At 54.1% G+C, this 25,117-nt stretch carries 25 protein-coding genes; 8 read left to right on the top strand and 17 right to left on the bottom strand.

Annotation, left to right across the window (positions count from 1 at the left end; all coding sequences use genetic code 11):
• Position 1: 1 nt before the first annotated feature.
• The 17 genes from ACXAE6_RS16195 to ACXAE6_RS16275 form a co-directional block, all read right to left on the bottom strand.
• Positions 2–1,333: an AMP-binding protein gene (locus ACXAE6_RS16195; protein ID WP_475150963.1), complete on the bottom strand. Its 1,332-nt coding sequence runs from the start codon at positions 1,331–1,333 to the stop codon at positions 2–4.
• A 5-nt stretch (positions 1,334–1,338) separates the two neighbouring features.
• Positions 1,339–1,599, bottom strand: a complete 261-nt coding sequence (locus ACXAE6_RS16200; protein ID WP_475150966.1) for a hypothetical protein — start codon at positions 1,597–1,599, stop codon at positions 1,339–1,341.
• A complete protein-coding gene (locus tag ACXAE6_RS16205) occupies positions 1,592–2,008 on the bottom strand; it encodes a sugar 3,4-ketoisomerase (RefSeq protein WP_475150972.1) in 417 nt (138 codons plus the stop codon). The genes ACXAE6_RS16200 and ACXAE6_RS16205 overlap by 8 nt, the downstream gene beginning before the upstream one ends.
• On the bottom strand, positions 2,008–2,571 hold the full coding sequence (gene rfbC, locus ACXAE6_RS16210) for a dTDP-4-dehydrorhamnose 3,5-epimerase (protein ID WP_475150978.1): 564 nt from the start codon (positions 2,569–2,571) through the stop codon (positions 2,008–2,010). Before rfbC ends, ACXAE6_RS16205 begins: the two co-directional genes overlap by 1 nt.
• A 12-nt stretch (positions 2,572–2,583) precedes the next feature.
• The gene (gene rfbA, locus ACXAE6_RS16215) at positions 2,584–3,450 is read right to left on the bottom strand and encodes a glucose-1-phosphate thymidylyltransferase RfbA (RefSeq protein WP_475150984.1); all 867 of its coding nucleotides are present in this window, start codon (positions 3,448–3,450) and stop codon (positions 2,584–2,586) included.
• Positions 3,447–4,322 (bottom strand): dTDP-4-dehydrorhamnose reductase, encoded by an 876-nt coding sequence (gene rfbD / locus ACXAE6_RS16220; RefSeq protein ID WP_475150989.1) that lies wholly within the window; start codon positions 4,320–4,322, stop codon positions 3,447–3,449. The genes rfbA and rfbD overlap by 4 nt, the downstream gene beginning before the upstream one ends.
• On the bottom strand, positions 4,319–5,392 hold the full coding sequence (gene rfbB / locus ACXAE6_RS16225) for a dTDP-glucose 4,6-dehydratase (protein WP_475150993.1): 1,074 nt from the start codon (positions 5,390–5,392) through the stop codon (positions 4,319–4,321). Before rfbB ends, rfbD begins: the two co-directional genes overlap by 4 nt.
• 46 nt (positions 5,393–5,438) lie before the next feature.
• On the bottom strand, positions 5,439–5,786 hold the full coding sequence (locus ACXAE6_RS16230; RefSeq protein ID WP_475150996.1) for a MarR family EPS-associated transcriptional regulator: 348 nt from the start codon (positions 5,784–5,786) through the stop codon (positions 5,439–5,441).
• A 186-nt stretch (positions 5,787–5,972) separates the two neighbouring features.
• A complete protein-coding gene (rfaH, locus tag ACXAE6_RS16235; RefSeq protein WP_475150998.1) occupies positions 5,973–6,512 on the bottom strand; it encodes a transcription/translation regulatory transformer protein RfaH in 540 nt (179 codons plus the stop codon).
• A 121-nt stretch (positions 6,513–6,633) separates the two neighbouring features.
• Positions 6,634–7,137 carry a hypothetical protein gene (locus tag ACXAE6_RS16240; protein WP_475151003.1) on the bottom strand — a complete coding sequence of 168 codons (504 nt, stop codon included), beginning with the start codon at positions 7,135–7,137 and terminating at the stop codon, positions 6,634–6,636.
• Between the two features lie 56 nt (positions 7,138–7,193).
• The gene (locus ACXAE6_RS16245; RefSeq protein WP_475151015.1) at positions 7,194–9,071 is read right to left on the bottom strand and encodes a lamin tail domain-containing protein; all 1,878 of its coding nucleotides are present in this window, start codon (positions 9,069–9,071) and stop codon (positions 7,194–7,196) included.
• Between the two features lie 137 nt (positions 9,072–9,208).
• Positions 9,209–9,997, bottom strand: a complete 789-nt coding sequence (gene cysQ / locus ACXAE6_RS16250; protein ID WP_475151020.1) for a 3'(2'),5'-bisphosphate nucleotidase CysQ — start codon at positions 9,995–9,997, stop codon at positions 9,209–9,211.
• 60 nt (positions 9,998–10,057) lie between these two features.
• Complete coding sequence (locus tag ACXAE6_RS16255) at positions 10,058–11,791, bottom strand: SLC13 family permease (protein ID WP_475151025.1); 1,734 nt, start codon at positions 11,789–11,791, stop codon at positions 10,058–10,060.
• Between the two features lie 91 nt (positions 11,792–11,882).
• On the bottom strand, positions 11,883–12,506 hold the full coding sequence (cysC, locus tag ACXAE6_RS16260; RefSeq protein ID WP_475151028.1) for an adenylyl-sulfate kinase: 624 nt from the start codon (positions 12,504–12,506) through the stop codon (positions 11,883–11,885).
• A 36-nt stretch (positions 12,507–12,542) separates the two neighbouring features.
• A complete protein-coding gene (locus ACXAE6_RS16265; RefSeq protein ID WP_392803530.1) occupies positions 12,543–13,871 on the bottom strand; it encodes a UDP-glucose dehydrogenase family protein in 1,329 nt (442 codons plus the stop codon).
• Between the two features lie 128 nt (positions 13,872–13,999).
• A complete protein-coding gene (gene apbC / locus ACXAE6_RS16270; protein WP_475151037.1) occupies positions 14,000–15,067 on the bottom strand; it encodes an iron-sulfur cluster carrier protein ApbC in 1,068 nt (355 codons plus the stop codon).
• Between the two features lie 81 nt (positions 15,068–15,148).
• A complete protein-coding gene (locus ACXAE6_RS16275) occupies positions 15,149–16,552 on the bottom strand; it encodes a mannose-1-phosphate guanylyltransferase/mannose-6-phosphate isomerase (RefSeq protein WP_475151047.1) in 1,404 nt (467 codons plus the stop codon).
• Between the two features lie 207 nt (positions 16,553–16,759).
• On the opposite strand from ACXAE6_RS16275, the gene metG reads away from it, so the two are divergent.
• From metG to ACXAE6_RS16315, 8 genes are all read left to right on the top strand, one after another.
• Positions 16,760–18,820, top strand: a complete 2,061-nt coding sequence (metG, locus tag ACXAE6_RS16280) for a methionine--tRNA ligase (RefSeq protein WP_475151053.1) — start codon at positions 16,760–16,762, stop codon at positions 18,818–18,820.
• A 5-nt stretch (positions 18,821–18,825) separates the two neighbouring features.
• Positions 18,826–19,686, top strand: coding sequence for a DMT family transporter (locus tag ACXAE6_RS16285; protein WP_475151059.1), 861 nt, complete (start codon positions 18,826–18,828; stop codon positions 19,684–19,686).
• A gap of 87 nt (positions 19,687–19,773) precedes the next feature.
• Positions 19,774–20,358: an electron transport complex subunit RsxA gene (rsxA, locus tag ACXAE6_RS16290; RefSeq protein WP_475151064.1), complete on the top strand. Its 585-nt coding sequence runs from the start codon at positions 19,774–19,776 to the stop codon at positions 20,356–20,358.
• 4 nt (positions 20,359–20,362) lie between these two features.
• Positions 20,363–20,923 carry an electron transport complex subunit RsxB gene (gene rsxB, locus ACXAE6_RS16295; RefSeq protein ID WP_392803518.1) on the top strand — a complete coding sequence of 187 codons (561 nt, stop codon included), beginning with the start codon at positions 20,363–20,365 and terminating at the stop codon, positions 20,921–20,923.
• Positions 20,920–22,701, top strand: a complete 1,782-nt coding sequence (gene rsxC / locus ACXAE6_RS16300) for an electron transport complex subunit RsxC (RefSeq protein ID WP_475151066.1) — start codon at positions 20,920–20,922, stop codon at positions 22,699–22,701. Before rsxB ends, rsxC begins: the two co-directional genes overlap by 4 nt.
• Positions 22,698–23,729, top strand: a complete 1,032-nt coding sequence (locus tag ACXAE6_RS16305) for an RnfABCDGE type electron transport complex subunit D (RefSeq protein ID WP_475151069.1) — start codon at positions 22,698–22,700, stop codon at positions 23,727–23,729. The genes rsxC and ACXAE6_RS16305 overlap by 4 nt, the downstream gene beginning before the upstream one ends.
• Positions 23,722–24,399: an electron transport complex subunit RsxG gene (rsxG, locus tag ACXAE6_RS16310; RefSeq protein ID WP_475151071.1), complete on the top strand. Its 678-nt coding sequence runs from the start codon at positions 23,722–23,724 to the stop codon at positions 24,397–24,399. The genes ACXAE6_RS16305 and rsxG overlap by 8 nt, the downstream gene beginning before the upstream one ends.
• Entirely contained in the window at positions 24,396–25,103 is a 708-nt protein-coding gene (locus ACXAE6_RS16315; RefSeq protein WP_475151074.1) for an electron transport complex subunit E, read from the top strand. The genes rsxG and ACXAE6_RS16315 overlap by 4 nt, the downstream gene beginning before the upstream one ends.
• The last annotated feature ends 14 nt before the right edge of the window (positions 25,104–25,117 follow it).

Genomic DNA, 25,117 nt, shown 5'->3' on the forward strand with positions numbered 1-25,117 from the left:
TTTACCTTTTAATTTTTCCAGCTGCACCTACCGGCAGTTCGTCAACCAATAGAACAAACGCCGGTACTTTGAACGAGGGCAGTCTCTGCTTGCAATGTTGTTTCACTTTCTTGACGAGACCGGAAGAATCCTCCAGCTCAGGGGCGGGAACGACCAACGCCTCCACCAAAGCTCCGGCAATTGAGCTTAGTTTTGCTCGTACTGCGACCTGATACACTCCCGGAACTTCAAGTATGCTTGCTTCAACTTCTTCTGGAATTACCTTGTTGCCGCCAATATTGATGGCACCGTTCAGCCTACCTTTGAAATGAACCCTATCACCGACTACCTCAACTAAATCACCAGTGTCAATCCAACCGCTTGGATCGGCAATGGTTTCTCCCTCACCATGGTAACTTTGATTTAGGTGTGTGTTTTTAAGACAAAGGGTGCCCTGATTTGACACTTTCATCTCAACACCACGTACACCATTCTCCAACCATATTAACGGGAATCCAGCCTTTTTATCTTTTACCGAGAAACCCACTCCCGCTTCTGTAGAAGCAAATATGTGGGTAATGGCGGCCGACGGAAACTGTTTAGCTAGAGAGTTTATTATTCGTTGATCAGCGATTTCGCCACCTAGAGTGATTTGGCTCAGGTTGAGTCGTTTCGCTGCCTTAGCCATCAGTATTTTCCGCCAAAGAGATGGAGTCGCAGAGAGCGCATCACAGCCATTATCCACCAACAAATCTATCTTAGTTTCAAAGTCCTGATCTGGAGAGGGCACTATCAGTTTGGCGTTAGCCATTATAGCTTGCAGTACAACCTGAAAGCCGGCAAACCGGGCAGGATCATAGAGAAGGCCCCATGTTAATTGCCCACCAGCTTTCTCTCTTGCAGTTGTGCGCGTGAGCGATTCCATGCTGTGCGTGACAATTTTTGGCGTACCGGTTGTACCCGAGGTTGTCAGTAGCCATTGAGTTTCATGCTCAAATGGCGGCGCGCTAACCCTCGTTTGCTTACTCACGGCGGTGGTGTCGATGACGTTTGTTGTCCAGTGCTCAACGTTGGGTACTCCATCGGTGAGAACGAAGTCCAATGGCAGCTCTTGCTCGACACGCTTCGAGAAAGCCTCGCATGCATCATACGGCACGAGCAAGACTGAGTTGGCGATGCCATCAAGTTCGATAACCAACCTGATCAAATTTAGCGGATGGCAATGCAGCGCTAAATTTTTTCCGCTATGCTGCTGTAAACCTGATACTCCTAACGCCTTATCAGTACCAACTTTTTTTATCGAATCGATATCAGAAATCACACTGAATTTTTCGCTGATTTTATTTCTCAGCATTAAATCTAGACCTCTTTCCGGACAAACTTTTCGTAGATGGCCACAAAATCTCCCAATGTATTCGGATATACAGGTTCGTCCATCATTACGAACGGATCGAATCCCAAAGATCCTTCAAGATCTGCTACGAGTATTGCGAATCCCAACGAATCAAGGCCGCTTTCCAGCAGCACACTGTCATCGTTTAAGGAGGAAGCAATTTCTAGGTCGTTCTCTTCCGCGATGCGGTGGATAGATTCAACGATAATTCTTCGAACATCAGTCATTAATTTTTCCTGCTATTCTTTTAAAACGTTCATAATCACGGATGTAATCCGACTCATCAAAGTGCTCACTGGCAAGCACTAATAATACGCAGTTTTTACTAAAGTCATGCATTTCCCGCCACACCAGATCTTCAATCACAAGCCCCTTCGTTGGACAATTCAGCCAAACTTCTTCCCGATTTTCGCCGTCATCCAACACCATGCGACATTTTCCTGCGACGCAAATGGCTACCTGCTTCAGATTTTTGTGGGCGTGGTAACCGCGGCTTACGCCTTGCTCGGTATGGTAGATGTAATACACCCGTTTAATGTCAAACGGGACGGCTTTGTCCATCCCGATTTCTACGGCCACTAAACTACCGCGCTGATCACCAAGACTTTGAAAGTCGATCCACTTCACCAGGCTCATTAGCTTGTACCTTCCTGGCTGTATTTTTCTGCCTGGGCGAAAGAGGTGGCTTGCCTGTCTTTTAGGGACACAATCGTCTCTGCTTTATTGCTAACCGGCCATTCTATCGCGAGATCTTCATCAGCCCAATGGATGGCACGTTCGTTCGCCGGTGCGTACAAATTCGTGCATTTGTATTGAAAGTCCGCCGTCTCACTGGTGACAAGAAACCCATGCGCAAAACCTGGCGGTACCCACAACATCCGAATGTTGTCTTCCGAGAGGACTTCCCCTACCCATTGGCCAAACGTGGGTGAACTGGTACGCAGGTCTACCGCCACATCGAACACTTCACCCCTGGTAACACGCACCAGTTTTCCTTGGGGTTGTTTGATCTGGTAGTGCAACCCACGCAAGGTGTTTTTAACCGACCGGCTGTGGTTGTCCTGCACGAATGTAGCGTTGATTCCTGCTTTTCGGAATGCGTTTTCGTTCCAGGTTTCCATGAAGAAACCGCGCTCGTCACCGAATATTTTGGGTTCGATGATTTTTACATCTGGGATTTTAGTTTCGATAATTTTCATAATTTCTGCTTATTAGTTCCTGACTAGCTTTTTAAGATAAGCCCCATAGCTGTTCTTATTTAGATTCTCCGCTTCTGCCAACAATTGCTTCTTGCCAATAAAGCCCATGCGGTAGGCAACTTCCTCTAAACATGCAATTTTAAGGCCCTGACGTTTTTCCAGGGTTTCAATGAAGCCTGCAGCCTCGTGCAATGAGTCAAACGTTCCTGTATCCAACCAGGCAAAACCACGCCCCAGCAGTTCCACGCTTAGATCACCCCTTTCCATATAAGCTTGGTTTACGCTTGTAATTTCCAGTTCGCCACGCTTGCTGGGTTTTACCTCTTTCGCGATATTGATTACGTCATTGTCGTAAAAGTAGAGACCAGTGACCGCGTAGTCAGATTTAGGGCTTGTCGGTTTTTCTTCGATGGATATGGCACGCTGGTTCACATCAAATTCAACCACACCAAACCGCTCCGGATCGGTAACCTGGTAACCAAAGACAGTGGCGCCTTTGTCTCGAGCGGCTGCCTTTTGAAGCATTTTGCTCAGTCCCTGGCCGTAATAGATGTTGTCACCCAGCACCAAACAAACACTATCATCGCCGATAAAATCCTCTCCAATGATAAAAGCCTGGGCAAGCCCATCCGGACTTGGCTGAACAGCATAGCTGATGCTTATGCCCCATTGGTTGCCGTCGTTTAGAAGCCGTTTAAAACCAGCTTGGTCTTCTGGAGTGGTGATAACAAGCACTTCCCGTATTCCGGCCAACATAAGAACCGAGAGGGGATAGTAGATCATGGGTTTGTCGTACACTGGGAGTAGTTGCTTGGAAATACCTCTGGTGATGGGGTATAGACGGCTGCCGGAGCCACCCGCAAGGACAATACCTTTCATTTTATCTCCAGATACTCGTTCAGTGTTTGCTCTAACTGGCTTTGCCAATCGGGCAGTTGGATATTTAGAGTTTTTTCGAGATTTTTTACATCCATCCTCGAATTTAATGGCCGCGCCGCTGGCGTCGGGTAGTCGCTGGTTGGGATGGGATGTACGCTTTCCGCGCCTACAGTTAACGATTTGCCACTGGCTTCAGCCAGACGAAAAATTTCTCGTGCAAAACCATGCCAGCTTGTTTCGCCTTTGGGTGCAAGAAGATAGATACCGCTTTCAATTTTGCTATAAATTGCCAAGGTTGTTATCTGAGCAATCAGCCTCGCGGGTGTTGGTGCGCCAATCTGGTCTGCCACGACATTTAGTTCGGTTTTACTTTCAGCGAGGCGCAGCATAGTTTTCATAAAATTGCTGCCACGGGCGCTATATACCCAGCTGGTACGGAAGATGAGGTAATCCGAACCACTTTGCTTAATAGCCTGGTCGCCCTGTAATTTAGTTTTGCCGTAATGGCTTAGAGGACCAGTTGGACTATATTCCTGCCAGGGTTGGTCACCATCGCCTGGGTAAACATAGTCACTACTGTAATGCACTATCCGGGCACTGTTGGCGGCTGCATATTGTGCCAACTGCATGGGCAGGCCAGCATTTAGGCGTTCGGCTTCTGTTTGATGCTGTTCGGCAGCATCCACAGCAGTCCAAGCCGCTGCGTTTACAATTAAATGTGGTTTGGTATTACAGAGACACTTGGCAACTGACTGCTCACTGGATAGATCTACTTCCGCCCTGCTCGGAGCGACAATATTGCCCAATGGTGACAGGGTCCGGTTAAGCTCGAAGCCTACCTGACCGGTCTTGCCCAACAACAGGATATTCATAATCCAGCACCCAGCCGTTCGCGCTGGTAACTTCCATCCTGCACTCTCTCACACCAATCGAGATTATCCAGATACCACTGAATGGTTTTGCGGAGTCCAGTCTCGAAAGTTTCCTCTGGTGCCCACTCAAGCTGTTTCTGAATCTTACTGGCATCAATGGCGTAGCGCCTGTCATGGCCCGGTCGATCCTGAACGAAACTTATCAGCCCTCGGTAGCTTTTATTCGTAGGGCAGAGCTCCTGCAGAATGTCGCAGATGGTATGAACTACTTCAATGTTCTGCTTTTCGTTGTGGCCACCAATATTGTATGTCTCCCCAGGTTTACCTTCAGTTACAACCTTGTGGAGGGCACGAGCGTGATCTTCCACATAAAGCCAATCGCGAATCTGATCACCATTCCCATAAACTGGGATGGGCTTACCTTCCAGCGCATTGAGAATGACTAAGGGTATTAATTTTTCAGGAAAGTGATAAGGGCCATAGTTGTTACTGCAATTGGTAACCAGTACTGGCAAGCCGTATGTTCGCATCCAAGCTCTTACCAGGTGATCAGAACTGGCCTTACTTGCGCTATAAGGACTGCTGGGAGCGTAAGCTGTATTCTCGGTAAACAGATGTTCAGCTGCGGTTTCATCTTCATTAGGGTGTGGTAGGTCGCCATACACTTCGTCAGTCGAAATATGATGAAATCGAAACGATTCTCGGCGGCTTGACTCCATGCCCTGCCAATAGTGACGCACTGCTTCAAGCAATGTATAGGTACCGACGATGTTGGTTTGAATAAACTCAGCCGGGCCATCTATGGAACGATCTACGTGGCTTTCGGCAGCTAAATGCATAACGGCATCTGGTTGGTGCTGGTCAAGCACACGCTGCACTTCACTCTTGTCGCATATATCGACTTGTTCAAACTGGTAGCGTTGACTGTTGCTTACCGATGCCAAGCTTTCAAGGTTACCCGCATAGGTCAACTTATCCAGGTTTACGACGGAATCGGACGTATTCTGAATGATGTGGCGAACAACGGCAGAGCCAATAAAACCAGCACCACCTGTAATCAATATTTTCATGTTCAGTTCTAATCTTTTAGATGTAGGAAATAAGTAAAATGTAGAATCAGCTTGTCTGCTTACTATTGACTGAAAGCTGAGAAACCTCTTCACGCAGCTCGTCAATATCGCGTTGAATCTGCTGATGTTCTTCCAGCTTATACTTTAAGAATCGCATAGTGACATTCAATTTTTCTTCAACACCTGATGGCGTAAGGATATAGGCATAGCCAAGCTTGTTTGGATTTTTCGTAAAGTTCCCTGCTTTGATCCAGCCCTTTTCAACTAAAGCTTTCAAACAATAATTGACTTTCCCCAGGCTGATACCCAGCTCCTGGGCTAACTCTCGTTGGCTGGCACCTGGATTAGCCTCTAGAGCTTTGAGCAGCTTGTAACGCGATTCTTCAGACAGCATGAGGTTACTCAACGGTGGTTGATGTTCTGGCTAAGATGAGTCTGTGATCTGGATATTTAGATGTTGTACCGGCTGTCAGTAGCTTCTTTACACGCTACCGCCCGGCCGGTTACAGGGCACACCAAAGGATTAGGTTGGACGTACACTTAGCAGTACGGGGTCTGCAACCCACCACCGCATTTTTAACTATGCGAACTGCACTGCTTTAATCGGCAGTTCAAGCCGTTGTTCTTTGCTGAGTAGTTGCAACAACAGCACTACCCTATCCTCACCGCGTGTCATTTGGACGATGGCCTGGAGGTGTTTGAAGCAGCCTTCGGTAATGGTCACTAAGGTGCCAGCTTTGAGTTCCGGTTCCGGTGTTTCGCTATTCAGTGCCTGGCACTGTTTTATCACGCTGGCGACGATGGCATCGGAAACGACCAAGGGGCGGCCGTGGCAGTTGACTAACCGCGCTACGCCTCGGGTGCTGTTGATCTTGGCGAAGCTTTGATCGGTGCTTAATCGTACGAACAGGTAATGCGGAAACAGGCTTTCGGTTTGCCAGTATTGGCGCCCCGCTCGGCGGCGGCTGACCGAGTGTGTCGGATGGAAGGTTTCTATATGCTGGTTGGCCAGGTGCTCGGCGGCGCGGAAACCTTCGCGCGGCTTGCATTGGACGAGGTACCAGGCCGCTTGTTTGTTAGTACTTACCGCTTCCATCGGCTTATTCGACACTGCGTTCATTCATTGAACACTGAGACTAATGCACCTAGCGTACAAGTACAATCCTTGTCATCACGAATGTGATTGGCTTTGCAACTGAAGCCCAGTCATTGCATTTATTGAGCGGCTTAATGGTGGGTGGTTAAGGCGACGGGCAGGTTGTTGTCAGTTGCAGTCGGGTGGTGCTGGACTCTGGGAGGGTGCCTTGGGGAGACTCTAAGGGTGGTGTTGCCAGCCAGTTAAGGCTTTGCCGGCAGCCAAGCCAGTCCAGGCTCTGGCCTTCGGTCATTTCGATGGTTTCGTCGCCCACACGCCAGCGCATAAAGTCGCCTTGATGTTGAATCAGGCTGCCGTCGGCCAGGCGCAGCTGCGGTTGCCGGCTGTCAATTAAACGCCAACGCAGTTTCTCTTGCTGATAGAGACTGAGAATCAGGTCGGGGCCAACCGGGCTGTGGCGGCGTTCAATTCGTAACTCACAGGCGGTGCAGTCTGGTGCTGGTTCCAACCAGGGCCAAATCTCAGTCTGGCCAAGGATTAAAACATCATCCATCACAAGGGGCGTGACTGGTTCGTTACTGGCTTGAACGCTGATCGACCATTCGGCGGCTTCACTGACAGTATTAACGGATGAGCAGGCAGCCAACATCAAGATTCCGTAGATCGTCAATGCTGCTTTTGCCGAAGTCCTATTCTGACTGCGCTTCATGGCTGGCTCGGACGTTGTTGTTGACGAAGAAAGTAAGCACTGGGCACGGTATCGAACAAGCGCGGGGTTTCTTCGGCAATTGGGCTGCGATCATCCCCCACCGGGTCTGGCAAACGCAGCAGGCTTTCGCTGCGTTGCTGCTGAAAGCTGCGCAGATAGATGCCCTGGTTACTCAGCTGATCATAACCACCAAAATCCAGTTGCAGGTTGCCCCAGTCATCGTGATCGCTCCAGGTGCCACTGCTGGCCTTACTTACGCTGGTTTCGGAGTCAGTGCCATTGCAGTTGAAGTCGACCTTGCCCGAGCCAACTTCCCCCAAGCCGAGATTTTCGTTCAGCGCAGCGATGTCTAAATCGATGGCAGAGCCATCAGAATAATCCAGGCGGAAGCCGGTGTAACTTTGGTCAGGGCCTTGGTTCAACCCGCTGTAACAGGTCGGATCAGCTTCGTAGTAGCTCGATGAATAATAATAGCGATCCCCTTCATCACTGCCGATCAGTGGCAAACCATTGAGCTGGTAGAGGTAATTCATCACGCTCAGATAGTTGGGTTTGTCGTTGGTGTTTTCATCACCGCCGTGACGCAAGCCCAGGTTGTGCCCCAGTTCATGCATGACAGTACCGGCCTGAAAGTTGATCAACAAATTACGATCGGCGGTGCTGCCACTGTTCAAACCTACCGCTCCCAAGGTGATGAGGATGTCATTGCCGACCAGTTCGGCCAAACCAGAGGACCCTGCATTGCCGTCTTTATCCTGAGTGTAGGCAAACACCATATAGTGGAACACTGGCAAACGGTTATAGGCCATATAGTCGCGTTTGTAGTGGTAGAGATTGGCCATGTCAGCGACATCACCAAAGGTCATCCCCAGTGCAAAAGGCACCTGGCCGCCGCCACCTAAATCCATCTTCGCTGGGTTCAGTCCTGCCGCGCCGTCGAACAAATCTCCGACGTCAAAATGTACGCTAATGCCTCGGGCAGCAAAGGCATTGACCACACTCTGTAAAGCTTCCTGACGCGGGATAACGCCTTCATCGGCGCTGTTCATATAGTCGACTTCAATAAAGATGTCCGGCTGGCCGCTGCGGGCGCCCCAGTCGTACAAGGGCATGCCAGCAAAGGTGGTGCCGCTTTGTTCGTTACAGTCTGGGATGAGGTCGCCATCGGCGTCGGTGTTACAAAGCACATCGTTGGGGCCACCAATCGTTGCCCAGCCGGAATGGGACCAGTCATTGCCAGTGTTGGTGTCCACACTGGTGCCGTTACGGCCGATGCTTTGACCAAAGCTGCTCTCTGAAGATACTAAAGCGAGCGCGGCACCGCCGCTCCAGGCAGAAGCATCGGTTGGGCTGAATGACGTATTAAAGGTGACAAAATCAACACTGGCACCCGTCGCAGCGTCCAATAGCTCCAGATACCCCTGGCTGTTCCAATACGGATACCAGCCACCCTGTTCCAGGTGCACTACCCGGCTGGTATCGACCGCTGGTGACGACAATGACTGAGCACGAACAATCAAATACTGGCCAGAGTTCACTGTCGTTGAGGGCAAGTTAAAGGTAAGACTGTTGGCGACGCTTGAATCGCCATCGTAGGCTGGGCTGCGCAGTTGATAGTCGCTTAAATCCACCGCAGTGCCGCCCGGGTTATACAACTCGAACCAACGCATGGTGTTATCGTAATACGATGACCCTACTTCGTTGATTAGCAGTGTGCCCGCAGCAACAGCATTCTGAGAACTGGGACTGGGAGTAACCGGATTATTGTCTATCACTGTTTCAGACTGGACCGGATCGCAACCGGTCAAAAAAACAGCGGCAACGACAAGAACCAAGCTGTACTTGGTAGCTAAGTAACGGCAGAACAACATCATAAGCCGGTGGTTTCTACTGCGGTTTAGTTATCCATTATTAAAGCAGCACCACCTCAATTTCGCCGTTTTGTTTTGGTAAGAAATTGCAGCCCGACAGCCGGTTTTTTGACGGCTATTTCAACGGATGCGAATGCCTATCAACCCAGTGAATAGTCTGCGGGTGCGGCAATAAAATAGGGATTTAACAAACTTTCGCGCTGGTTGTAACGCAGCGGGTAACCGGTTACTGCATCCAGCATTTCGCCGTTGGCACCGCGTAACACAGCATGCGCCGCAGCGGTGTCCCATTCGCTGGTCGGACCAAGACGCGGATAGAGATGTGCTGTCCCTTCCGCCACCAGACATATTTTCAGCGAGCTTCCCAGGCTCTGTATTTCCGGCTCATCAAAAGCAGCCACAAAGGACTGAAAGGCCTCACTTTGATGCGAACGACTGCCCACCAGCCGCCAACCCGATCGACCTTTCGGCAAGGTTGCAACTGAAATCCCCTGCGCTTTGCCCTGCAACCATTTGCGACTGCCATAAACAACCGGACCACCCTCATAGGTACAGTTCAACGCAGGCGCATGCACGACGCCCCAAATAGGTTCGCCATTTTCTATCAAAGCGATATTGACGGTGAACTCGCCGTTTTTCTTGATGAATTCTTTGGTACCGTCCAGTGGATCGACCAGCCAGTAGCGCGTCCATTGGCGGCGCTCACTCCAGGGAACAGCGGCGCTTTCTTCTGACAGCACAGGCACTTCCGGCGTCAATTCGGCCAGGCCTCGAGTAATAATTATATGAGCTGCCAGATCCGCTTCGGTCAAAGGGCTGGCATCGGCTTTTTGTTCGATGTCGAAATCACGCTGATAGATGCGCAAGATGGCGTCACCGGCTTCAATCGCCAACTGAGTGACCGAGTCTGCAGGGAAGTTCAGGTTCATCTGATAGTTCCAAAAAAGTTAACCAAAATGAAGGCGGCTTTCGATAATAAAAAACTCACGTCAGCCCACCCAGACGGTCACCATCACCACCGTAACCAAGCCACTTAACACCACCAAAGGTGCTCCGAAGCGCAAATAATCGAGAGGTTTATAGTTGCCCGGCGAAAGCACCATCAGGTTGGTCTGATAACCAAAGGGAGTAACAAAACTGGTCGAGGCCGCGACCATAACCGTAATGGCGACCTGCTCAACACTCAGTCCGATCAGTTGGCCAAACGGTAAAGCAAAAGGCAGCATCAAGGCTGCTGCCGAGTTATTGGTCAACAACTCAGTGACCAGCCAGGTCATTGCGAATATCAATAAGACTGCCAACCAGGCGGGCAACAACAGGTCGGCGAACTGCGCCATCAAACCATCGGCAAGACCGGTTTTCTCAACAGCCTGAGCCAGTGCCAGGGCGCCGACCAATAAACCAAAGAGTTGCGCATCCAGGCCCTTTCCCAAATCGCCCGGCCGAGCCAACCCGATTAACAAACACAGGCCCAAATAAACCAGCGCAATCTGCAATAGTGCAACACCGAGCAAGCTGCCGCCAATGACCATAACCGGAAAAGCAAGCAGCAGCGCGTAGGCTTTTTTCTGCTCACTCGGTGATCGTGCCGAGTGATACCGGTTAAGCACCATCAAATCAGCCATCGATGGTGTACTGCTGCTGGACAGGCTTTCCAATAACAACAAGTCACCTGCCTGAAAACGGTATTCGCCCAGCTTGCCGAATAACTGGTCGGTCTGGTGCGCCACGCTGACAATGACACCCCCATAGCGCTTGCGAAAACCAAGCTCTTTGGGCGTACGACCGATCAACTTGGAACCCATCGGTACGACCGCTTCCAATAAGTGCGTTGTGGCCGCAGAAGGTCGATGCGCTTGCTGAGAAAAATCGATACCGGCTAATAGAGAAAGTTCTTTTATCAACAACGGTGAACCCAAAAAGACCAGACGATCGCCTCGTTTCAAGCGAGTATCGGCACCCACTTCCTGCCAGTCATCATCACGATACAGACGATACAAATAGCCATGTTTTAGATGCCGCAACCCGGCTTCGCCGACCGTCAAATTGTGCACTGCTTCACCGGCACGAGCCGGTATTTGAAATTCGGTCAGGCTTTGTGGGCGAGTGTCGCTGGGTGTGCGATTGGGCAGCCAACGCTGGGCAAGCGCGACATAGAGAAAAAAGACCAACAACAAGGGCACACCGACAACGGCCGGGCTGAACAACGTCAGTTCGTGGCTGTCAGTCAGGTCATTAAGCAGACCGAATACCACCAGGTTGGTGCTGGTACCAATCAGCGTCAGCGTGCCTCCAATAATAGCCGCATAACTGAGCGGTAACAGATATCGACTGGGTGCAACATTCTGACGTAATGCCCATTCGCGCACTGGATGGACCAGCATGGCAACAATGGGCGTATTGTTTAAAAAACCACTGAGCAGCGCCACCGGAGCCAATACATTTAAATAGCCACCTCGACGCTGCTGAGCCCGGTTCAGCAAGGCTTCCATGGGACGGTCGAGTAAGCCACTGTCCTGTATCCGGGCGGCAATCATCATCAATATAGCCAGAGTTACCACGCCCTCATTGACCAGGCCGCCCAAGGCCTCGGATAACGTCAGAACGCCGCTGAGATATAAACCGATTGCCGCTGCCACAAACCAATAGGCTGGCCGGCCGCGACCACTGTAGAGGCCGCCGAGCGCGACAATAAGAAAAGTGAGGGTTATTAGCGCAGGCATGAGCGAAGATTAGAGTGCTGCGGTAATAACAGCAAGCAGACAAACCGCGTGGTCATGGTTTTGAAAATTCAGCATAGCGATGAAAAAACCATTAACTCATGGCTTTTAAAATTGCTTTCACGCCTTTTTCAACATTGCTTTGGCTGGTATCAATTTCCACTTCGGCACTGACCGGTTTTTCATACGGATCATCGATACCGGTAAAATTTTTAATCACACCTTCGCGTGCTTTTTTGTATAGACCTTTAGGGTCGCGTTCTTCGCAAACTTCCAAAGGCGTATTCAAGTAAACCTCGATAAATTGCCCGGGAGCAAATATCGAACGAACAATCTGACGATCGCGCTGATACGGTGAAATAAAAGCACAGACCACAATCAGCCCGGCATCCACCATCAGTTTTGCCACTTCACCAACGCGACGAATGTTTTCAGTTCGATCACTTTCAGTCATGCCCAAGTCTTTATTCAGACCATGGCGAACGTTATCACCATCAAGCAGAAACGTTTTGGCACCACTGGCGTGTAAGGTGGCATCCAACGCATTGGCCAGGGTTGATTTGCCGGAGCCAGACAATCCAGTGAGCCAGATACACCGTGGCTGTTGTTCCATAAGCTGGGCACGATCGGCCGGCGATACGGCCTGATTGTGCCAGACCGCCTCTGAGGCTAAATCCAATCCTTTAAAAACATAGGGCGTTTGGCTGTTATCACTCATCGGCGGCTCACTGCTGTTCTCAGCTATTAATTAACACTACACCGGCTGACGGCCAACGGCATAGTAACGAATGCCCTTCTTCTTCATTCGCGACGGTTCATAAAGATTACGACCATCGAACACCAGCGGCTCGCTGAGCTGCTGTTTGATCACATCAAAATCGGGGGCGCGGAAAGTTTGCCATTCGGTCACGATAATCAGGGCGTCGGCGCCTTTCAGTGCGCTTTCTTTGGTACCGCTGAGCACCAGGTCATCACGGTCGCCATAGATGCGCTGCGTCTCTTCCATGGCTTCCGGGTCGAACGCCTGCACCTTGGCACCAGCGTCCCATAGAGCTTCCATCAAAACGCGACTGGGTGCTTCGCGCATATCGTCGGTGTTGGGTTTAAAACTCAGGCCCCAAACCGCGAAGGTTTTACCGGCCAGATCACCCTGATAATAATTCGAGATTTTTTTGAACAGGGTGGTTTTCTGTTCATAATTTCGAGCTTCAACCGCCTTCAGAATACCGGCGTCAAAATCGATGCCCTCGGCGGTACGAATCAACGCCTGAACGTCTTTCGGGAAGCAGGAACCGCCATAACCAACGCCGGGATAAATAAAGTGATAGCCAATGCGTGGATCGCTGCCGATGCCCTGACGCACCGCTTCCACATCGGCACCCAAACGCTCGGCCAGGTTGGCGATTTCGTTCATAAAACTGATCTTGGTGGCCAGCATGCAGTTGGCGGCATACTTGGTCAGTTCGGCGCTGCGCACATCCATAACAATCATCTTGTCGTGGTTGCGGTTAAAGGGTGAATAGAGTTCACGCAGCATTTCTTCGGCACGCTCGCTATCGGTACCGATAACAATACGATCCGGACGCAGACAATCGTTAACCGCCGCGCCTTCTTTCAAAAATTCCGGGTTAGAAACCACGTCGAAACTGACGTCACTACCGCGTTTTTGTAACACTTCGGCGATGGCGGCAGTCACTTTATCGGCGGTACCAACCGGCACCGTGGATTTGTTGATAACCACCTTATAGTCATCCATGGTTTCGGCAATGGTACGCGCAACCGTCAAGACGTATTTCAGGTCGGCACTGCCATCTTCATCCGGCGGTGTGCCCACAGCAATAAAGAGGATGTCTCCATGACGCACCGCCTCGGCGGCATCGGTGGTGAAGTTCAGCCGACCTTCCTGGTAATTTTCTTTAACCAGTGGTTCCAGACCCGGCTCGTAGATCGGGATGCGACCCTGCTTGAGGTTTTCAACGCGATTGGCGTCAACATCCACACAGACCACGTCGTGGCCCGCTTCTGCCAGGCAAGTGCCTTGAACCAGACCAACATAGCCGATACCAAAAACGGTTACTTTCATGAAAATCCCTGTGATTAATAAGTCGTTAACCGCAGCCTGCAACTGCGTCTTTAAGCAGAGGATGCTGTCTGGCCCGGTTCAGGACGCGCCCAGACTATGACACCCGAGTGACAATTCGATGACAGCCACTATTGCATCGAGATACTAGGTCCACTATCGGCGCCGCGCAATGCCAAAGCCGCGGCGGTGCGACGCGCCAGCAACTGATAGTGAGCGGTAATTTCGCCATCCGGCTCAGCGACAACCGTCGGTTCACCAGCATCGGTCTGAGTGCGAATGGCCAGATCCAACGGCAAGCTTTCCAACAGGTTGACGTCGTAGTCAGTCGCCAACTGAGCACCGCCGCCCTCGCCAAAAATATGCTCGACATGGCCGCAGTTGGAGCAGATATGCATGGCCATATTTTCAACAATGCCCAACACTGGAATGTCGACCTTGCGGAACATCTCAATGCCTTTTCGCGCGTCGAGTAAGGCAATGTCTTGCGGTGTGGTGACGATCACCGCACCGGATACCGGCACCTTCTGCGCCAGCGTCAATTGGATATCGCCAGTGCCCGGTGGCATATCGATAACCAGGTAATCCAGGTCATCCCACAGTGTTTGCGTCAGCAACTGCTGCAAGGCGCCAGAAACCATCGGGCCACGCCAGACCATGGGCGTTTTTTCGGTAACCAGATAAGCCATCGACATACTTTGCAGACCGTGCGCAGCTACCGGAATAAAGAACTTCTCATCGCGCGTTTGTGGTCGGGTGCCTTCGGCCACACCGAGCATGGCAGCGACACTCGGGCCATAAATATCGGCGTCCAGAATGCCGACGCGCGCACCTTCAGCCTGCAACGCCAGCGCCAGGTTAACTGCTGTGGTGCTCTTGCCGACACCGCCTTTGCCGGATGCCACGGCGACAATATTTTTAACGCCGTTCAGGCCGGGCAGATTATCGCGCACGTTCACCGCTGCGGCCGACCAGTCAACGCTGACTTCAGCACTGACATCATCCAACTGCGCTTCAATATGGCTTTGCACCAGCATGCTCAGGCCGCGCGCGTATTGGCCGGCGGCATAGTGCAGATGGATATGAACCTGGACGGGATCATCGCCGTCGATGCGAATATCGGCGGTCTCCGCCAAGGGGCGGTCGGTGTGTGGATCTTTTAGAGTGCCAAGCAGCGTTTGGATGCGTTCGTGAGACATAAGAACTCAATTTGGAAAATGGGCGCGGTAGCAAGATGGGGATGCGGGCGGGTCTTCTAAAGTCGCCCGCCCGACGGTTCATTAACTGCGTCCGTAGCGATCGGTAAAGCGCACGATGTCGTCTTCACCCAGGTAGCTGCCGGTCTGAACCTCGATCAATTCCAGCGGAATCTTGCCGGGGTTTTCCAGCGCATGAACGGTGCCAATGGGAATATAAACCGACTCGTTCTCGCTCAGCATGCGAGTGTCTTCACCGATGGTGACATTGGCCGTGCCGCTGACCACCACCCAGTGTTCGGCGCGATGATGATGCATCTGCACCGACAGTTTCTCACCCGGCTTAACGGTGATGCGTTTCACCTGATGGCGCTCACCCATATTAATGGTCTTATAAGCGCCCCAGGGCCGATGCACGCGAGCGTGCAGTTGATGCTCGCTGCGGCCGCCGGCTTTGATCTGAGTGACAATCTCTTTGACGTCCTGAGCGCGCTCACGCGGAATCACCAGCACGGCGTCGTCAGTTTCGATGATGGCCAGATCGTTAACGCCAACGGCAGCGACCAAACGGCTTTCAGCGCGAATCAGATTGCCATGGGCGTCATGAGTCAACACATCGCCCTGGATGGCGTTGCCGTCGGCGTCTTTATCATTCAGATCATAGAGTGCCGACCAGGCACCGATGTCGTTCCAGTCGCCGCTGTAAGGCACCACCACGGCGCGATCAGTGTGTTCCATAATGGCGTAATCAATGGAATCGGACGGGCTCTTGGCGAAGGCTTCGGCATCGACGCGAATAAAATCCAGGTCGCTGTATTCACCGGCCATGGCCGCTTCGGTCGCGGCATAAATCGCCGGCTGATGACGTTTCAGTTCGTCCAGATAGACACGGGCTTTAAAGACGAACATACCCGAATTCCAGTAGTGACGACCGCTTTGCAAATAGCTGGCAGCGGTCTCGGCATCGGGTTTTTCGCGGAAAGCAGCGACGGCACTGACCTGGCCCGGTTGCGCCGCTTCGATATAGCCATAGCCAGTCTCGGCATAGCTTGGCGTCACCCCGAAGGTGACCAGCTTATCTTCTGCCGCCTGCTCCAGGGCCTGCTGCAAGGCGGCGCTAAAAGCAGCCTGATCCTGAATCACATGGTCGGCAGGCAACACCACCAGAGTGGCATCCGGGTCGCGCTGCACAGCTTGGAAGGCTGCCAAAGCAATGGCAGGGGCCGTATTACGACCTTCAGGTTCGAGAATCAAATCACTGCTGACTTCCAGATCGGCCATTTGCTGGGCAATCAAAAAACGGTGCTCATCGTTACAGACAATAATAGGGGCCTCGGTCATACCGGCCGTCTGAGCGCGCTCGACGGTTTGCTGGATCAGGCTGTGCTCGGTGCTAGTCAGGCTGATGCATTGCTTGGGAAACAATTCACGCGATACCGGCCACAGTCGTGAACCGACGCCGCCAGCGAGCAAAACAGGAATAATCAACCCGCAATCTCCATGTTCAACAGTGTCAGAATGCGCGGATGATAGCATTGGCGAGCCGCCAAAGCCCACGACCAAAGAGCGCACCCGATCACAGCACAGGATGACGCTCTAATCGCCTTCGGGTACACTGTGCGGCCTTTTTCGGCCGCTGCGTCTGGCCGATATCGTCGAACCTTTTGCTGTCCAATCACGAGGAAGCGCGAAGCAATGAGCGAACCCCGCAAGATTCTGGTTACCAGTGCCCTGCCCTACGCCAACGGCCCCATTCACCTGGGCCATATGCTGGAACATATCCAAACCGATATCTGGGTGCGCTTCCAAAACAGTATGGGTAACCATTGCACCTACGTTTGCGCCGACGACACCCACGGCACCGCCGTTATGCTGCGGGCCGAAAAAGAAGGCAAGACACCGGAAGATCATATCGACACCATGCGCCGCGAACACATGCGCGATTTCGCCGGCTTTTTGATCGACCACCACAACTATTACAGCACTCACTCCGAGGAAAACCGTTTCTTCGCCGAACAGATCTACGGTCGTTTAAAAGCCAATGGCCATATCACCACCAAGACCATTCGCCAGCTGTACGATCCGGAAAAGGAAATTTTTCTGGCCGACCGTTTCGTCAAAGGCACCTGTCCGAAATGCGGCAGCGAAGATCAGTATGGCGACGCCTGCGAAGTGTGCAGCGCAACCTATGAACCGAACGAATTGATCAACCCGCGTTCGGTCTACAGCGGCGCCACTCCGGTCGAGAAAGAATCCGAGCACTACTTCTTCGACCTGCCACAATTCCAGACCATGCTGCGCGGCTGGACCCGCTCCGGAACCTTGCAAGAGAGCGTTGCCAACAAGCTGGCTGAGTGGGTTGATGCCGAACTGCAGCCGTGGGATGTCAGCCGCGATGCGCCTTATTTCGGTTTCGAAATTCCCGATGCACCGGGCAAGTATTTCTATGTTTGGCTGGATGCGCCCATCGGCTATATGGCCAGCTTTAAGAACCTCTGCGACCGTCGCGACGATCTGGATTTCGATGATTACTGGAAGAAGGAATCCAACGCCGAGCTGTATCACTTTATCGGCAAGGACATTATCAATTTCCACGCCCTGTTCTGGCCGGCCATGCTCGACAGCGCCAACTACCGCAAGCCGAACGGCGTTTATGCGCACGGCTATGTGACGGTTAATGGCGAGAAGATGTCCAAGTCACGTGGCACCTTCATCATGGCCAAAACCTATCTGGAACATCTGAGCCCTGAATACCTGCGCTATTACTACGCGGCCAAACTCGGTGATGGTGTGGAAGACATCGATCTGTCACTGACCGACTTCGCCCAGCGGGTGAATTCCGATCTGGTCGGCAAGGTCGTCAACATCGCCAGCCGCTGCGCCGGCTTTATCAAAAAAGGCGGTGGCAAGCTGTCGGATAACATTGCTGAACCGGCCATGCTCGCCGACTTCCAGGCCGCCGGCGAACGCATTGCTGCCCATTTTGAAGCGCGCGAATACAGCCGCGCTATTCGCGAGATTATGACACTCGCCGACCGCGCCAATGAATACATTCAGTCCAAAGCACCCTGGAGTCTGGCAAAGGAAGACGGCCGCGATCAGGAAGTCCAGGACATCTGCTCGATGGGTATTCACCTGTTCCGTTTGCTGGCGATTTATCTGGGCCCGGTACTGCCGGCGATGAGTGAAAAAATTGCCGCCTTCCTGAACGTCGATAGCCTGAACTTTACCGACCGTCATGCCGTGCTGACCGGCCACGCCATCAACAAATTCAAGCCGTTGCTGACGCGCATTGAGATGGACCAAATTGATGCGCTGATCGAAGCCAGTAAAGAAGACGTTGCCGCTGAAAGCAAGCCCGCAGCGCCAGCAGACAAAGCAGAGAAAGTCCCGGCAAAAGCCAATGCTAAACCCGCCGAAGAAGGCCCGGCAGAAATCGAATTTGGCGATTTCGCCAAGGTCGACCTGCGCGTTGCCAAGGTACTGAACGCCGACTACGTCGACGGCGCCGACAAACTGCTGCAACTGCAACTCGATGCTGGCAACGGTGAAACCCGTCAGGTGTTCTCGGGCATTCGCAGCCACTATGAACCGGCGGATCTGGTCGGCAAGTCAGTGGTGCTGGTGTACAACCTCAAGCCGCGCAAAATGCGTTTTGGCATGTCCGAAGGCATGGTGTTGGCCGCCAGTGGTGGTGACGATCTTTGGGTTCTGGAAGGTCCAGCCGCGGCCGCTCCTGGCACCAAAATCAGCTAGCCGGAATGGGCGAACTCTATGCGCTGTTGGCGGCCTTGTCGTGGACAACCGCCGCTTACGGCTTTCGGCATCTGGGCGGTACCCTAACCCCGCTGCAGCTCAACCTCTGGAAAGGCATTCTCGCCTGCCTGGGTCTGGCGGCTTTTATTGCCGTCTCGGGTCAGTGGATCGGCCTGCCATCGACAATATGGCTGCCACTGTTACTGAGCGGCCTGATCGGCATCACTCTGGGCGATACCTTGCTGTTCTCGGCGCTGAATCGCATTGGTGAACGCACCACTCTGACTATCGCCGAATCCGCGGCGCCGCTCTTTACCATCAGCCTGGGCATGTTGTGGCTGGGTGAGTTTCTGACGCTGTGGCAATGGCTCGGCGCAGCGCTCATTTTGCCGGCGCTGTTCTGGGTACTCGAACCGGGCAATCCGGCGCATCGCAGTCATCCTTTATTAGGTTTGAGTTTTGCGCTGGGCGCGGCGCTGTGCCAGGCCTTGGGCATGGTGTTAATGCGTCAGGTGTTTCTGGCGGTGGATATGCCCGCCAGTCAGGGCGCATTGTTGCGTTTGTTAGCGGGCATCGCCGCCCTGCCGGTTTTGCTGAGTCTGCGCCGTCAGTCCTGGCTGCCTCGTTTGACGCTGCGCCAGTGGATGATTCTGGCGTTGAGTACCTTTGTCGGTACCTTATTAGCGATCTGGTTCCAACAACTGGCGGTTAAACGTGCTGAGGCCGGGGTGGTACAAACGCTGATCGCCACCTGCGCTATCATGGCGTTTGCCATCGACCGCTTGCGCGGCAATAAAGCTTCACGCAAAGCGTGGCTGGGTTTGGTCGTTGCATTCGCCGGTGTAGCCTTGATTGCTTTGAGCTAAATCAAACGCCTGACTTTGCTACCTTGAGTGGCACCGCCTGTTTCCCGATAATGACGCCCGCTTCAAGCGCCGCGCCAAGGACCGTTCATGACCGACTACATTCTGCTGTTGGTAGCCACCATCCTGGTGAACAACTTTGTGCTGGTTCAGTTTCTGGGCCTGTGCCCCTTTATGGGCGTATCCAACAAGCTGGAAACGGCCGTCGGTATGTCACTGGCGACCACCTTTGTGCTGACGCTGTCGTCGGTCGCCAGCTACATCGTTTATTCCTGGCTGCTGGAACCGCTCGGCCTGAGTTATTTGAAAACCATCAGCTTTATTCTGGTGATCGCCTTTATGGTGCAGTTCACCGAAATGCTGGTGCGCAAAACCAGCCCGCTGTTGTATCGGGTGCTGGGTATTTTCCTGCCGTTGATCACCACGAACTGCGCCGTCCTCGGTGTCGCGCTGCTTAATATCAGTCGGCAGAATTCGCTGGTCGAAAGCTTCCTCTATGGCTTTGGCGCTGCCGTGGGTTTTTCGCTGGTGCTGGTGTTATTTGCTGCTTTACGCGAGCGCCTGGCGGTGGCCGATGTACCGCAGCCGTTTCAAGGCCCGGCGATTGGCATGATCACCGCCGGCATTATGGCGCTGGCCTTTATGGGCTTTTCCGGCCTGGTTGCGGTGGGTTAGGACGATGTGGACAGCGGTTATTACTCTGTTGATCGTGGCAGCCATTCTTGGCGCGGCGCTCGGTTATGCCTCGGTCAGGTTCAAGCCTGAAGGTAATCCCATCGTCGATGAAATCGATAACGTTCTGCCGCAAACCCAATGCGGCCAGTGCGGTTACCCCGGTTGCCGGCCCTATGCCGAAGCCATCGCCGGCGGTGACAAGATCAACAAGTGCCCGCCCGGCGGCGAGGCCACCATACAATCACTCGCCGATCTGCTCGATGTCGAACCCGAGCCGCTGGATGCCGAACACGGCGTCGAGAAAGCCAAGATGGTGGCGGTGATCCGCGAAGACGAATGCATCGGCTGCACCAAGTGCATTCAGGCCTGCCCCGTTGACGCCATTCTCGGTGCCGCCAAACAGATGCACACCGTGATCGAAAGCGAATGCACTGGTTGTGACCTTTGCGTGGAACCCTGTCCGGTCGATTGCATCGATATGGTGGAAGTCGGTACTGACCTCGACCACTGGCATTTAGATAAACCCGCCAACCTGATTGCCACGGACCGGGAGCAGGCCGCATGAATGCTCCGCTGATCATCACCGACCGGCCGCATCGTTTTCACGGCGGCGTGCATCCGGCCGACAACAAGGCGCAATCGAACGGTACCGCCATCGAAACACTGCCGCTGCCGCCCGTGCTGGTGTTGCCGCTGCGCATGCATCTGGGCGCACCCGCCGAACCACGCGTCAGCGTCGGCATGACCGTGCGCAAAGGCGATATTCTGGCCGATGCCGATGGAGCCATCAGCGCCGCCGTCCACGCCCCGACCTCGGGCCGCATAGTCGCCATCGAAGAACGCATCATTGCGCACGAGTCGGGGCTGAGCGCGCCCTGCATTGTGCTCGAAGCCGATGGTGAAGACGCCTGGCGTGAGCGCCAGGGCTACCCGGACTGGCGCCAACGCGATACCAGCGAACTGATTCAACGCCTGCGCGATTGCGGCCTGGCCGGTCTTGGCGGCGCTGGCTTCCCGACCGACGTCAAATACCGCAACACCCACCACGCCATCGATACGCTGATCATCAACGCCGCCGAATGCGAGCCCTATATCACCGCCGACGACCGGCTGATGCGCGAACGCGCCAGTGAGATTCTCGAAGGCGCTGCCATCGCCGCCAGCCTGGTCGGCGCTACCACGATTCGTCTGGGCATCGAAGACAACAAGCCCGAAGCCCTGGCCGCCATGACGACTGCGGCCCAAGCGCTCGAGCTGTCATTAAGAGTCACGGTAGTGCCCACCAAGTACCCCAGTGGCGGTGAAAAACAACTGATACAGTTGATTACTGGCCAGGAAGTGCCGGCCGGAGGCCTGCCTTCCGACCTCGGCATCATCTGTCAGAACGTCGGTACGCTGGCCGCCATTCGCGCCGCCGTGATCGACGATGAACCGCTGATCCGTCGGGTCACCACCGTCACCGGCGCTGCCGCCGATCGGCCCGGCAACTACGAAGTTTTAATCGGCACGCCCATCGAAACACTGCTCAACCAGGCCGGCGTCCATCTGAAAAAAGCCGACCGCGTCATTATGGGTGGTCCGATGATGGGCTTTGCATTGCCTGACATCACCGCGCCGCTGAGCAAAACTACCAACTGCCTGCTGGTACCCAGCAAAAAAGAGTTGCCACCGAGCCAGATTGACAACCCCTGCATTCGCTGTGGTCAGTGCGAACAGGTGTGCCCGGCCGGCCTGCTGCCGCAGCAACTGTTCTGGACCGCCAAAAGCCGCGATCTGGACAGCGCCGAGCTGCATTCCATTGGCGATTGCATCGAATGCGGCGCCTGCGCCTGGGTCTGCCCTAGCCACATTCCGCTGGTGCACTATTACCGCTACGCCAAGGGCGAAATTCGCCAGGAGCGCGAAGAGCAAATTAAGTCCGAACGCGCCCGGGCGCGCTTTGAAGCACGCCAGGCGCGGCTGGAAAAAGAACAGCAGGAAAAAGAAGCTCGCCGGGCAGCACGGGCCAAAGCCGCCGCCGAAGCCCAGGCGCGCAAACAGACCGAAGCCGGTGAAACTAGTTCGGATCCGGTCCAGGCAGCGCTCGAACGCGCCCGTGCCAAGCGCGCCGAACGCCAAACCGGCGCTGGCGATAACAGCCAACCGACGCTGGCAGACCTGGAAAAAGCGCTGGAACTGGCGGCCGCCAAGGTCAAAAAAGCCAACGAACGACTGGTCGCCGCCGAGCAGGAAGCGCCGGATACCGTGCCTGCTTTGCAAAAGGCCATCAGCAAGCTGGAAGAGAAACACCGCCAGGCCCAGCAAGCGCTGGAAACAGCACGCGATCAGGGTAACGTCTCATGATAAACAGCACGCCAACAGCGCCCCATATTCAGGGCCCGGTCTCCGTCAGTCGCGTGATGGCCTTAGTGCTCGCTGCGCTGATTCCAGGCTGGGTGGTGCTGATTGCCTCCTTCGGCTGGGGCTACCTGATCAATCCGCTAGTGGCTGGCGTAACCGCCATCCTTACCGAAGCCGCTCTACTGAAAGCCCGCGGTCGACCAGTATTGTTCTTCCTCAAAGACCTCAGCGCTCTGGTCACCGCTGCTTTGCTGGCTTTGGCGCTGCCACCGCTGTCGCCCTGGTGGATGACGGTGCTGGGCACGGCGTTGGCACTGATTTTTGCCAAGCATCTGTTTGGTGGCCTGGGCAACAATCCGTTTAATCCTGCCATGGTGGCTTACGCTCTGCTGCTGGTGTCGCTGCCGCTCTATATGACCACCCGCTGGGCCAACCCGGATCAGTGGTTGTCATTCGCCGACACGCTGTCGGTGATCTTCGCCGGCGGCATACCGATCGATGCCGCCACAGCCGCAACGCCTTTGGATGTCTACAAGCTCAATATCGCCAACCAGACCGCCAGCGAAGTGCTGCGCGCGCCGATCTTCGGCAGCTTTGTTGCTCAGGGCTGGGACATCGCCAACCTCGCCTTTCTGATCGGTGGCGTCTTGCTGATCTGGCAGCGCATCATCAGCTGGCATATTCCGGTTGCCCTGCTCGGTGCCCTGGCAATGATGAGCCTGCTGTTCGGCTCCGATGCTGATCTACGCGTGCCCTTGTCGCTGCATCTGCTCGGTGGCGCCACCATGCTGGGCGCTTTTTTTATCGCCACCGATCCGGTCAGCGCAGCCACTTCCAACAAAGGCAAGCTGATTTATGGCGCCGGTATTGGTGTGCTGATCTACCTGATTCGTACTTGGGGAAACTACCCGGATGCGGTTGCTTTTGCGGTCTTGCTGATGAACTTTGCCGCGCCCTTGATCGACCATTACAGCCGACCGCGTGTTTATGGCCACCGCAAAGCCGTCAAAGGATTCAAGCGCGATGACTGAGCCGACCGACACCATCACCCTGAGCAGCGCCATTCGCCGGGGCGCCATTGGGCTGGGGCTTTTTGCTGTGTTGACGGCAGGGCTGATCGCGCTCACTCAGCAACTGACTGCCGAGCGCATCGCAGACAACAAACGCGCTTTCGAAGCCCAAACACTGCTGGCGCTGGTACCGGCCGATCAGCACGATAATGAATTGCTGGATACCGCCTACCCCACGGATTTAGCCGGTTTAACCCAAACCGAATTGCTGCGCCTGCCCGAGCCGACACTCTGGTATCAAGCTCAGCAGAACGACGATGTGGTAGCGGTGATTTTGCCGTTAGTCGCGCCGGAAGGTTATACCGAAGCCATCCGCTTAATCATGGCCGTCGATCACGACGGCACCCTGATGGGCGTGCGCGTAGTGCAACATCGCGAAACACCCGGCTTGGGCGATCAGGTTGAGGCCACTAAATCCGACTGGATTCACGGCTTTGATGGTCAATCTCTGGGGCAGCCACCGCTGGAAGACTGGCAAGTGAAAAAAGACGGCGGCGCTCTCGATCAGCTCACCGGCGCCACCATCACCCCAAGAGCCGTGGTGCGCGCCGTCGCCCGGGGTTTGCAGTTCTTTGAACGCAACCGCTCCGTGTTACTGGCCATCAACCCAACGCAGGAGCCCACCGAATGAGCGATGCCCGTGAACTGACCCGCAACGGTCTGTGGAGCAACAACCCGGCGCTGGTGCAGCTACTCGGCCTGTGCCCGCTGCTGGCCGTTACCGGCACGGTGGTTAATGCGCTGGGCCTGGGACTGGCAACCCTGGTGGTTCTGGTGGGCTCCAATACCGCGGTGTCGCTGATTCGCAATTACGTGCCCGATACCGTTCGGCTGCCCGCCTTCGTGATGATCATTGCGTCCTTCGTCACCTGCGCTGAATTGCTGATGCAGGCATTCACCTACGAGCTCTATCAGGTGCTGGGTATCTTTATTCCGTTGATCGTCACCAACTGTGCCATTCTCGGTCGCGCCGATGCCTTTGCGCGCAAGAATCCGGTGCTGCCTTCGATGCTCGATGGCTTGATGATGGGCCTTGGTTTCCTGGCGGTATTGCTGGTGCTCGGCGCACTGCGCGAGATCATCGGCCAGGGCACGCTGCTGACCCATATGGAACTGATCTTCGGGCCAGCTGCGGCCAGCTGGGAACTGACCCTCTTCCCGGACTATCCGGACTTTCTGTTTGCCGTTCTGCCGCCCGGCGCCTTTGTCGGCTTAGGCTTGTTGATTGCGCTGAAAAACCGCATCGACACGGGTATTGAAGCCCGTCGCGCGGCCAAGGCTGATCGGGTTGTGGCCGGTTCCAAAAGAGTTCGGGTCACCGGCCATATCAGTTAACACAACCTGACTCT

This window comes from Saccharospirillum sp. ABV4_185 (genome assembly GCF_056159245.1).

Coding starts and splice junctions, on each gene's coding strand:
- ACXAE6_RS16195 (WP_475150963.1), bottom strand. CDS start 1,333: ATGCTGAGAAATAAAATCAGCGAAAAATTCAGTGTGATTTCTGATATC.
- ACXAE6_RS16200 (WP_475150966.1), bottom strand. CDS start 1,599: ATGACTGATGTTCGAAGAATTATCGTTGAATCTATCCACCGCATCGCG.
- metG (WP_475151053.1), top strand. CDS start 16,760: ATGAGCGAACCCCGCAAGATTCTGGTTACCAGTGCCCTGCCCTACGCC.
- rfbD (WP_475150989.1), bottom strand. CDS start 4,322: ATGAATATCCTGTTGTTGGGCAAGACCGGTCAGGTAGGCTTCGAGCTT.
- ACXAE6_RS16230 (WP_475150996.1), bottom strand. CDS start 5,786: ATGCTGTCTGAAGAATCGCGTTACAAGCTGCTCAAAGCTCTAGAGGCT.
- apbC (WP_475151037.1), bottom strand. CDS start 15,067: ATGTCTCACGAACGCATCCAAACGCTGCTTGGCACTCTAAAAGATCCA.
- rfbC (WP_475150978.1), bottom strand. CDS start 2,571: ATGAAAATTATCGAAACTAAAATCCCAGATGTAAAAATCATCGAACCC.
- ACXAE6_RS16305 (WP_475151069.1), top strand. CDS start 22,698: ATGATAAACAGCACGCCAACAGCGCCCCATATTCAGGGCCCGGTCTCC.
- rfbB (WP_475150993.1), bottom strand. CDS start 5,392: ATGAAAATATTGATTACAGGTGGTGCTGGTTTTATTGGCTCTGCCGTT.
- ACXAE6_RS16240 (WP_475151003.1), bottom strand. CDS start 7,137: ATGTTGGCTGCCTGCTCATCCGTTAATACTGTCAGTGAAGCCGCCGAA.
- cysC (WP_475151028.1), bottom strand. CDS start 12,506: ATGAGTGATAACAGCCAAACGCCCTATGTTTTTAAAGGATTGGATTTA.
- rfaH (WP_475150998.1), bottom strand. CDS start 6,512: ATGAACGCAGTGTCGAATAAGCCGATGGAAGCGGTAAGTACTAACAAA.
- rfbA (WP_475150984.1), bottom strand. CDS start 3,450: ATGAAAGGTATTGTCCTTGCGGGTGGCTCCGGCAGCCGTCTATACCCC.
- rsxA (WP_475151064.1), top strand. CDS start 19,774: ATGACCGACTACATTCTGCTGTTGGTAGCCACCATCCTGGTGAACAAC.
- ACXAE6_RS16245 (WP_475151015.1), bottom strand. CDS start 9,071: ATGATGTTGTTCTGCCGTTACTTAGCTACCAAGTACAGCTTGGTTCTT.
- ACXAE6_RS16315 (WP_475151074.1), top strand. CDS start 24,396: ATGAGCGATGCCCGTGAACTGACCCGCAACGGTCTGTGGAGCAACAAC.
- rsxC (WP_475151066.1), top strand. CDS start 20,920: ATGAATGCTCCGCTGATCATCACCGACCGGCCGCATCGTTTTCACGGC.
- rsxB (WP_392803518.1), top strand. CDS start 20,363: ATGTGGACAGCGGTTATTACTCTGTTGATCGTGGCAGCCATTCTTGGC.
- rsxG (WP_475151071.1), top strand. CDS start 23,722: ATGACTGAGCCGACCGACACCATCACCCTGAGCAGCGCCATTCGCCGG.
- ACXAE6_RS16285 (WP_475151059.1), top strand. CDS start 18,826: ATGGGCGAACTCTATGCGCTGTTGGCGGCCTTGTCGTGGACAACCGCC.
- cysQ (WP_475151020.1), bottom strand. CDS start 9,997: ATGAACCTGAACTTCCCTGCAGACTCGGTCACTCAGTTGGCGATTGAA.
- ACXAE6_RS16205 (WP_475150972.1), bottom strand. CDS start 2,008: ATGAGCCTGGTGAAGTGGATCGACTTTCAAAGTCTTGGTGATCAGCGC.
- ACXAE6_RS16255 (WP_475151025.1), bottom strand. CDS start 11,791: ATGCCTGCGCTAATAACCCTCACTTTTCTTATTGTCGCGCTCGGCGGC.
- ACXAE6_RS16265 (WP_392803530.1), bottom strand. CDS start 13,871: ATGAAAGTAACCGTTTTTGGTATCGGCTATGTTGGTCTGGTTCAAGGC.